This window comes from Pseudomonas sp., from assembly GCF_036404235.1.
GTDB lineage: Bacteria > Pseudomonadota > Gammaproteobacteria > Pseudomonadales > Pseudomonadaceae > Aquipseudomonas.
In genome coordinates, this window is sequence record NZ_DASWOT010000200.1 from 1 (window position 1) to 8,551 (window position 8,551).

9 protein-coding genes and 1 pseudogene are annotated in these 8,551 nt (G+C 56.0%); 8 read left to right on the top strand and 2 right to left on the bottom strand.

Features of this window, described 5'->3' with window-relative positions; all coding sequences use genetic code 11:
* Positions 1–171 (bottom strand): MGMT family protein (locus VGC62_RS24955; RefSeq protein ID WP_331189760.1); only part of this gene is annotated, 171 nt, incomplete at its 3' end.
* Positions 172–332: 161 nt separating this feature from the next.
* Here VGC62_RS24955 and VGC62_RS24960 point away from each other — a divergent pair.
* From VGC62_RS24960 to groL, 5 genes are all read left to right on the top strand, one after another.
* The gene (locus VGC62_RS24960) at positions 333–1,340 is read left to right on the top strand and encodes a DUF481 domain-containing protein (RefSeq protein ID WP_331189752.1); all 1,008 of its coding nucleotides are present in this window, start codon (positions 333–335) and stop codon (positions 1,338–1,340) included.
* A gap of 220 nt (positions 1,341–1,560) precedes the next feature.
* Entirely contained in the window at positions 1,561–2,292 is a 732-nt protein-coding gene (locus VGC62_RS24965; protein WP_331189753.1) for a HugZ family protein, read from the top strand.
* Between the two features lie 66 nt (positions 2,293–2,358).
* On the top strand, positions 2,359–2,853 hold the full coding sequence (locus VGC62_RS24970) for an FxsA family protein (protein WP_331189754.1): 495 nt from the start codon (positions 2,359–2,361) through the stop codon (positions 2,851–2,853).
* A gap of 253 nt (positions 2,854–3,106) precedes the next feature.
* Positions 3,107–3,400 carry a co-chaperone GroES gene (locus VGC62_RS24975; RefSeq protein ID WP_331189755.1) on the top strand — a complete coding sequence of 98 codons (294 nt, stop codon included), beginning with the start codon at positions 3,107–3,109 and terminating at the stop codon, positions 3,398–3,400.
* A 52-nt stretch (positions 3,401–3,452) separates the two neighbouring features.
* A complete protein-coding gene (groL, locus tag VGC62_RS24980; RefSeq protein WP_331189756.1) occupies positions 3,453–5,099 on the top strand; it encodes a chaperonin GroEL in 1,647 nt (548 codons plus the stop codon).
* Positions 5,100–5,221: 122 nt separating this feature from the next.
* Here groL and VGC62_RS24985 read toward each other — a convergent pair whose 3' ends face one another.
* A complete protein-coding gene (locus tag VGC62_RS24985; RefSeq protein ID WP_331189757.1) occupies positions 5,222–5,965 on the bottom strand; it encodes a phosphatase PAP2 family protein in 744 nt (247 codons plus the stop codon).
* 253 nt (positions 5,966–6,218) lie between these two features.
* On the opposite strand from VGC62_RS24985, the gene colR reads away from it, so the two are divergent.
* The 3 genes and pseudogenes from colR to VGC62_RS25000 form a co-directional block, all read left to right on the top strand.
* On the top strand, positions 6,219–6,902 hold the full coding sequence (gene colR, locus VGC62_RS24990; RefSeq protein WP_331189758.1) for a two-component system response regulator ColR: 684 nt from the start codon (positions 6,219–6,221) through the stop codon (positions 6,900–6,902).
* Positions 6,892–8,172 carry a HAMP domain-containing sensor histidine kinase gene (locus VGC62_RS24995; protein ID WP_331189759.1) on the top strand — a complete coding sequence of 427 codons (1,281 nt, stop codon included), beginning with the start codon at positions 6,892–6,894 and terminating at the stop codon, positions 8,170–8,172. Before colR ends, VGC62_RS24995 begins: the two co-directional genes overlap by 11 nt.
* A gap of 192 nt (positions 8,173–8,364) precedes the next feature.
* Positions 8,365–8,551 (top strand): annotated as a pseudogene (locus VGC62_RS25000) (SAM-dependent methyltransferase); the annotation flags it as partial.

An 8,551-nucleotide genomic window follows, 5' to 3' on the forward strand; every position in this document is an offset into this window, starting at 1 on the left:
CCGACCGACAAAACGTGCCGCTCGTCCTAAACCCGCGAGGTCGGCCAACTGTCCGTAACTGACGACTTTGCCTTCTGGCACTTGGTGCAGAGTGAGGTAAAGCGCTGTTTTTCGGGCTTCTGCGGGCGATTGGCCGCTGGGGTTTTCAAGCGCCGGAGACTGTTCGGTCACGCGTTCTTTCCTGTTAAAAGAATAAGTGAGAGTTTTCGATAAGGAACTAGGGAAATTTCCTACGGTCATTGATACCTGTGCCCGGTGGTCCTCGGATTGCCTAGACGTTGTCCTCACGGATAATGCCCGATTATTCGCAAACACGAGCCTTGTCGCCGCTTATGCTGTCCAGAACCCTGTTGTGCCTTGCTATTACCAGCGCTTCTTCTTCCTTGCTTGCCGATACCGTTTGGTTGAAGAACGGCGACAAGCTGACGGGTACGATCAAAGTTTTCGATGGCGGCAAGTTGCTGTTGAACACCAAGTACGCGGGTGATATTCCGCTGGACTGGAAAGAAGTCAAGACACTGGAAAGTGATCAGCATCTATTGGTCAAGCAGGATGCCTACAACGGCGAAATCTCCAAGTCCCTGCAAGCGTCTGACGACGGCAAAGTCACGCTGGCCAATGGCGACTCACCAAAGACGGTCGACCTGGCCAGTATTCATCAGATCATGAAGCCCAAGCCTCTCGTCACCGACTTGGTCTGGAAGGGCAATATCGATGCAGCGCTGGATTTTCAGCGCGCAGAAAACGATACCGACGATTACAACATCGCGTTCAGGACCTCGGCGACCCACGGCAGATGGCGGCATAACGCCAAAGGCGAGTACAACCGCGAGTCGCAGGACGAACGGACCACCACCAACAACTGGGAAGCCGAATACTCGGTCGACCGTTTCATTACCGACAAGTGGTTCTGGGACGGTCGCATCACGTACAAACGCGACACCATTGAAGACCTTGCGCGCCAGCGCGTGGTGGGTACGGGTCCGGGCTATCAGTTCTGGGATGACGAGTTAGGTGCTTTCAAACTGGGCGCACTGGTCAACCGCACGGACTTCGAATATTCCAACGGCGCGAAAGACAATTTCTACTCCGTGGCCGGTACCTGGGATTACAACCGTTATCTGATAGGTAAAAAGTTCGAGTTCTTCACCAACGGTGAACTCGGCAAGCCGATCAGCGGCGTAGCCGATTACAGCCTCGAAAGCGAAGTTGGCCTGCGCTATAAGGTCACCGAGTGGGCCTCGCTCAACGTCAAGGCTGAGAAGGACATCATCAGCGGTTCCTCCGATGGCGACCTGGATAGAACCCGTTACACCGCAGGTTTCGGTGTGGCTTGGTAAACGCCTCCCTGAGCGAATTCATTCGCGAGACGACGGGCCAGACAACCTGATGTGTCGGATGTACTGGCCTTTCGCGAATGAATTCGCTCCTAAGGTCAGTCTCTCTGTCCCTTCTCAAACTGGCACCCGCCAACGATAACGCTTATCGTATCTGCCCTTCGCTCGGCGTTTGCCAGCGCTTCTTTTGCGCGTTCGTCGGATTCAATTTCAGGAGCCTCCCATGAGCATTAATGCTACCCGGCAAGCCCGAGAGTTGCTGCTTAAGGAATATCGCGGCGTGCTGTCGACCCATTCCAAATCGATGCCCGGCTTTCCCTTCGGTTCGGTCGTGCCGTATTGCTTTGACGATAATGGGTATCCGTTGATCCTGATCAGTCGTATCGCCCAGCACACGCATAATCTATTGCTCGATAATAAATGTTCATTACTGGTGGGCGAGCGGGGCGCTGAAGATGTTCAGGCAGTCGGACGTGTCACGGTGATGGCCGAGGCGGCAAAAGTAACCGATGAGGCCGCCATCCAGGCTGCCGCGCAACGCTATTATCGCTACTTCCCTGAATCGGCCAGCTACCACAGCGCTCACGATTTCGATTTTTGGGTATTGGTGCCGGTCCGTTATCGGTTCATCGGTGGTTTTGGAGCGATTCATTGGCTCGACAATGTTGCGCTGGCCAACCCCTTTGCCGGGGCCGTCGAGACCGGCATGGTCGAGCACATGAATGAGGACCACACCAAGGCTATCGCGCATTATGTCGAGCTGTGCGGTTTGCCTAAGACCGAACCAGCAATACTGGTGGGGATCGACAGCGAAGGTATGCACCTGCGTATCGGTCATAGTCTGTACTGGCTGGGTTTTGGCGAGCCTTGTAATACTTCTACACAAGTACGTCAGGCCTTGGTTCAGCTGGCTCACGCTGAAAAATGGCCAACCGCTGAAGCGCTTGAGGCTTGAATTCACAAGCTTGCGACGTCACGTAGGGTCTACTGGAAGGCATTCTTCCGTTGAGGAACTCATTTGATGCGTGTTTTTTTGTTTCTTTTGCTGCTTTTTCCGGTGCTTGAGCTGTTCGTACTGGTGAAAGTCGGAATGTCCATTGGCTTCCTGGCGACGTTCCTGTTGGTCGTCGCAGGATCAATGTTGGGCGTGTTCGTGATTCGCGTTGCCGGGTTTGCAACGGCGATGCGTGCCCGCGAAGCCTTGTCGCGTGGCGAGTTGCCCGCGCAGCAGATGATGGACGGGTTGATGATGACGGTCGGTGGCGGTCTGCTGCTGTTGCCGGGCTTTATCAGTGATGTGCTGGGCTTGATCTGTCTGCTGCCGTTTACGCGTAATATTTTGGCCGCCAAGGTGCGTCAGCGCGCCGAAGATCAGGCCATGCGCCAGCGGGCATTTGCCGACGATCCCTTCGCCCAGGGTTCTTCCCAGCACGGCGCCGGTCGTCCAGGCGGGCGCAAGCCCGAGGTGATCGAAGGCGAAGTGATCGAAGGCGAATTCGAACATCGCGACAAGTGATCCGGCCGGTAGAGCCTGCGCGGCGCCTTTGGGCGCCGCATCTGTTTTTGGCGGTGTGGATGTCACAAAAATTTTCTACCCTGAGCCTTGTAATCAGCTTGCTCGCCCTTATGTATGGGTCACCGCAAGGTTTCTGGCGCGTTTCGCCAGACCGTATTCTGCGGTTCGCTCGCGAACCGTAACCGGCAAGCCCGGATGTTTAACCCGCCGGTGTCATACCGGGCGTTCAAAAACCATAATTAGGAGATCGACAATGAAGCTTCGTCCTCTGCATGACCGCGTCGTAATCCGTCGCAGCGAAGAAGAAACCAAGACTGCTGGCGGTATCGTTCTGCCGGGTTCGGCTGCTGAAAAGCCAAACCGTGGCGAAATCCTCGCTGTTGGTACAGGTCGCGTCCTGGACAGCGGTGAAGTTCGTGCGCTGGCCGTGAAAGTGGGTGACAAAGTGGTGTTCGGCCCTTACTCCGGCAGCAACACCGTGAAAGTAGACGGCGAAGACCTGCTGGTGATGAGCGAGAACGAAATTCTCGCCGTCGTCGAAGGCTGAGTGATTCCCCGCGCATTTCCCGTTACTACAAAGTATTTAAGGAATATCGATCATGGCTGCTAAAGAAGTTAAGTTCGGCGACGTTGGCCGTAGAAAAATGCTCGCCGGTGTAAACGTCCTGGCTGACGCAGTAAAAGCAACTCTGGGTCCAAAGGGCCGTAACGTCATCATCGAGAAAAGCTTTGGCGCTCCGCTGATCACCAAAGACGGTGTGTCGGTTGCCAAGGAAATCGAACTCAAAGACCGTTTCGAAAACATGGGCGCGCAGCTGGTCAAAGACGTTGCCTCCCGTGCCAACGATGACGCAGGTGACGGTACAACTACCGCGACCGTTCTGGCCCAGGCAATTGTCAACGAAGGCCTTAAAGCCGTCGCAGCTGGCATGAACCCGATGGACCTCAAGCGCGGCATTGACAAGGCGACCATCGCCATCGTCAAAGAGCTGCAAGCAATGTCCAAGCCTTGCACCGACACCAAAGCCATTGCTCAGGTCGGCACGATCTCGGCCAACTCCGATAGCTCCATTGGTGACATCATTGCTGAAGCAATGGAAAAAGTGACCAAAGACGGCGTTATCACCGTTGAAGAAGGCTCGGGTCTGGAAAACGAACTGTCGGTTGTTGAAGGCATGCAGTTCGATCGTGGTTACCTGTCCCCGTACTTCATCAACAAGCCGGACACCATGGTTGCCGAGCTGGACAGCCCGCTGATCCTGCTGGTCGACAAAAAAATCTCCAACATTCGCGAAATGCTGCCAGTTCTGGAAGCAGTGGCCAAAGCCGGCCGTCCGCTGTTGATCGTAGCTGAAGACGTTGAAGGCGAAGCCCTGGCGACTCTGGTTGTGAACAACATGCGCGGCATCGTTAAAGTTGCAGCGGTCAAGGCTCCTGGCTTCGGCGACCGTCGCAAGGCAATGCTGCAGGACATCGCAGTCCTGACCGGCGGTACCGTTATCTCCGAAGAGATCGGCCTGAGCCTGGAAACCACTACCCTGGAACACCTGGGTAATGCCAAGCGCGTCGTGCTGAACAAAGAAAACACCACCATCATCGACGGTGCTGGCGTTCGTGGCGACATCGACGGTCGTATCGCTCAGATCCGTCAGCAGATCGGTGATACTTCTTCGGACTACGACAAAGAAAAACTGCAAGAGCGTCTGGCCAAGCTGTCTGGCGGCGTTGCAGTGATCAAAGTCGGTGCTGGTTCCGAAGTTGAAATGAAAGAGAAGAAAGCCCGCGTTGAAGACGCCCTGCACGCAACTCGTGCAGCCGTTGAAGAAGGCGTGGTACCTGGCGGTGGCGTGGCACTGGTTCGCGCTCTGCTGGCTATCGCTGCTCTGGAAGGCGACAACAGCGACCAAAACGTCGGTATTGCTCTGCTGTGCCGCGCCGTAGAAGCTCCGCTGCGCCAGATCGTAGCCAACTCCGGCGGTGAGCCGAGTGTTGTTGTCGATAAGGTCAAGCAAGGTCGCGGTAACTTCGGTTACAACGCAGCTAGCGGCGAATACGGTGACATGATCGAAATGGGTATCCTGGACCCGGCTAAAGTGACTCGTTCTGCTCTGCAGGCTGCGTCCTCGATTGCCAGCCTGATGATCACCACCGAAGCGATGATCGCTGATGTGATTGACGACAAAGGTCCAGCTGGCGGCGGCATGCCAGATATGGGTGGCATGGGTGGTATGGGCGGCATGATGTAAGCCAGCCGTACCCCGATGTACAAAAAACCCCGCTTCGGCGGGGTTTTTTTTGCTTTGAAAGGAGGATCAATACCCCATGTTCGCAGCCTTCGGCAGCTCCTAGACGGAGTATTGTGTGTCACTCATCCCGAAACTGTTTGGCTATTCAGCACCTGGGCTTTCTTCGGTACCGGGCGATACAGCACGGCATAATAGGCGCCCAGGCAAATCAGCCAACAAAACACGGCCGTCCAAATGTTGTGCGAGAAGAAGTGCGCCCCTTGCAGCATGCGACCGATGGAAAATATTGTCCCTAGACCAAAAGCGAAGATCAGCCCCATTCTGGCGAGTTTCGGTTTGCGGTCACGCAATACGAAGAACAACGCAAACAGCGTAAAACCGGTGGCAGCATGACCGCCAGGCCAGCAGCGGCCAGGTTTGTCAGTCTCGGGACGAGGGCTTAGCAATTCGCTATAGGTTTCCTTGCCGCCAAACTCGGTGAGACTCCATGGGCACTGCACGGAAGTAACGACCTTCACGGGGGTCACAAAACTGGTCGATAGTGCCATCGACAGCACCAGACAACCCAGTTCGCGGCGCCAGGGTTTGAGCCGTTGAATGAAGAACGCCCCGACAAACCCCACAAACGACAATACGGCCAGCGCGATCACTACCTGTTTGGCACGATCATGCAGCACGTTTTCCAAAAAATAGCTGTGACGACCGATGAAGTTGCCGCTGAGCGGGTCATACACCATTTTGGCGATGTCCATGTCCAGCGATGTGAGTTCCAGCAGGAGAAGCACCATGGCCGTTATGGCCGGTATGCCAAGGCATACCCATAAATTAAGCGGACGTGAGTAAGGCCGTTCGAGGGCTGTTGGCATGTCTGATCCAGAGATGATGTCAGGAAGTACTCGGACATGGGCCGAGGATGGGCGGCAGAATATATGGGATGCTGTCGCCAGCCTGTGAACCGGGAGTGAAAAAAACGTTATGCATTGCGGCGCTTTCCCTGTGGGCCACTTCGCCTTAAGCTGCCGCCAACTCTGACTTTGTCGTAGCCCTGTGCGGATTGATTCATACCGACGCGAACGAAGAAAGCTCAGCTCATACACAGCATATGGAGAACGTGCGCCCATGCGAATTCTGCTGGTTGAAGACAACCGCGACATCCTCGCAAACCTGGCTGATTATCTGGGTTTGAAGGGCTATACCGTCGACTGCGCGCAGGATGGGCTGTCCGGACTGCATCTGGCCGCCACCGAGCATTACGACTTGATCGTGCTCGATGTCATGTTGCCCGGCATTGATGGCTACACCTTGTGCAAGCGTCTGCGTGAAGATGCACGGCGCGATACGCCGGTGATCATGCTCACTGCGCGTGACCAATTGGACGACCGCCTTCAGGGTTTCCGTTCCGGTGCCGACGATTACCTGCTCAAGCCTTTCGCGTTGTCTGAGTTGGCCGCGCGGATTGAGGCCGTGCTGCGCCGGGCTCAAGGTGGTGGCAAGCGCACATTGCAGGTCGCCGATCTGATCTACGACCTCGACACGCTGGAAGTGACACGTGAAGGCCGACTGCTGAAACTCAACCCCGTCGGCCTCAAGTTGTTGGCGGTCTTGATGCAGAAAAGCCCGCACGTGCTGCGTCGGGAAATCCTTGAAGAGGCGCTGTGGGGCGACGACTGCCCTGACAGCGACAGCTTGCGCAGTCACGTTCACCAATTGCGTCAGGTGATCGATAAGCCTTTTGCCAAGCCTCTGTTGCAGACGGTTCATGGCGTGGGCTATCGCCTGGCCGAGGGCCGTGATGGAGTTTAAGCAAAGCCTTGCCCAGCGGATCATCATCGCCTTTGCCTTGATGAGCGCGTTGGTGGCCGGGTCGTTCGCCATGGGTATCGTTGCCACAGTACACCTGGTGGAAGAGAAGCTGATTTCAGCGGGGCTGGGCGGCGACCTGACGCGTCTACTGCTGATGGACAACGTCAGCGACTGGAGTCATCGCCCCGAGCCGGATCAATTGTTCTATTTCAGCGGCGGGCCGGGTGATTTCGATCTGCCAAAAGACCTGCGTCATCTTGAGCCAGGCTTTCATGAAGTCTTTCGTGGCCCGTTGTCCTACCACGCCATGGTTGAAGTGGTAGACGGCCGTCGTTACGTATTGCTGCAGGACCAAAGCGATTTTGAAGAGCGCGAGCGTGTCTTGTTTGCCGTAGTGCTGGTCGGCTTTGTATTGGCATTGGCGTTGGCAGTGTTTCTGGGCTGGATTCTCGCCCGACGTGTCATGGCGCCAGTGGTGCGGCTTGCTCGTCAGGTCCGCCACCGCGACCAGTTGCTGGGTCTGGCTCCACCGCTTGCACCGGATTACGCCGCCGATGAAGTCGGTGAGCTGGCCGTGGCCTTTGACGCTACCCTGGGGCGCTTGCGTGACGCCTTGACCCGCGAGCGTATGTTCACCAGCGATGTCAGTCACGAATTGCGCACGCCATTGATGGTGCTGGCCAGTTCCTGTGAGCTGCTGCTTGAAAACCCGGCGCTCGATCAGCGTGCCAAGGCTCAGGTAGAGCGAGTAGCTCGGGCCTGCGAGGAAATGCGCGATCTGGTGCAGACATTCCTCATGCTGGCGCGCACTCAGCGGGACGACGCCGGTATGAATCCACAGTTGACGCTTCAGGCCGCCGCCGAGCAACTGATTGCGTTGTGGCGTGAGCCGATCGAATACAAGGGGCTGCAGTTGATTTACTCGCCCGGACGTTTATCGGACACATCCTATAACGCAACCTTCCTTTATGCCGTCATGGGTAACCTGTTACGCAATGCTCTGCATTACACCGACAGCGGTTTCATTCGTCTGACACTGCACAGTGACGGATTTCTCGTCGAGGACAGCGGCGTGGGTATCCCTGAGGAGAAACGCGAGGCTATGTTCAAGCCGTTCGTGCGCGGCAATGAGCAACGCGGTGAGGGACTGGGCTTGGGGCTGTCGCTGGTGCAGCGGATTTGCGAGAACCAAGGCTGGACCGTAAGCCTGGAAACGATGGAGCCCAATGGTTGCCGTTTCAGCGTGGGGTTGAAAACAACAACAGGTTAATTTTTGCGGTTTTAGGGTCATTCCCAGAAGAGTATGGCGACATTCTGCGGAAGTGGCCCTTTGCTAGCTACAAAACATTGTAAAACCCCGTAACATTTTCCCGGTCGCCGTGACATTTTTTTCACGCCCGCGTGACCTGAAGATGACGCCTCACTGTTTACCGTGACATCGGTATCTTCAGGAGTGGCGCTCATGAGCAAGCGGATAGAGCTGGATTTTTCGCGTAAATATGATCAGGACCATGCGCGAAAATATTTGCACAAGCATAAGGATGGATTGGCGCGCACGCTGTCTCATCGCCGGGATGAACAATTGGCCAGGCGCGCACTGGCATTAGCGGGTGAGCCAGGCCTGGTGATGGACTTGCCCTGTGGTGCCG

Coding starts and splice junctions, on each gene's coding strand:
- VGC62_RS24960 (WP_331189752.1), top strand. CDS start 333: ATGCTGTCCAGAACCCTGTTGTGCCTTGCTATTACCAGCGCTTCTTCT.
- VGC62_RS24965 (WP_331189753.1), top strand. CDS start 1,561: ATGAGCATTAATGCTACCCGGCAAGCCCGAGAGTTGCTGCTTAAGGAA.
- VGC62_RS24970 (WP_331189754.1), top strand. CDS start 2,359: ATGCGTGTTTTTTTGTTTCTTTTGCTGCTTTTTCCGGTGCTTGAGCTG.
- VGC62_RS24975 (WP_331189755.1), top strand. CDS start 3,107: ATGAAGCTTCGTCCTCTGCATGACCGCGTCGTAATCCGTCGCAGCGAA.
- groL (WP_331189756.1), top strand. CDS start 3,453: ATGGCTGCTAAAGAAGTTAAGTTCGGCGACGTTGGCCGTAGAAAAATG.
- VGC62_RS24985 (WP_331189757.1), bottom strand. CDS start 5,965: ATGCCAACAGCCCTCGAACGGCCTTACTCACGTCCGCTTAATTTATGG.
- colR (WP_331189758.1), top strand. CDS start 6,219: ATGCGAATTCTGCTGGTTGAAGACAACCGCGACATCCTCGCAAACCTG.
- VGC62_RS24995 (WP_331189759.1), top strand. CDS start 6,892: ATGGAGTTTAAGCAAAGCCTTGCCCAGCGGATCATCATCGCCTTTGCC.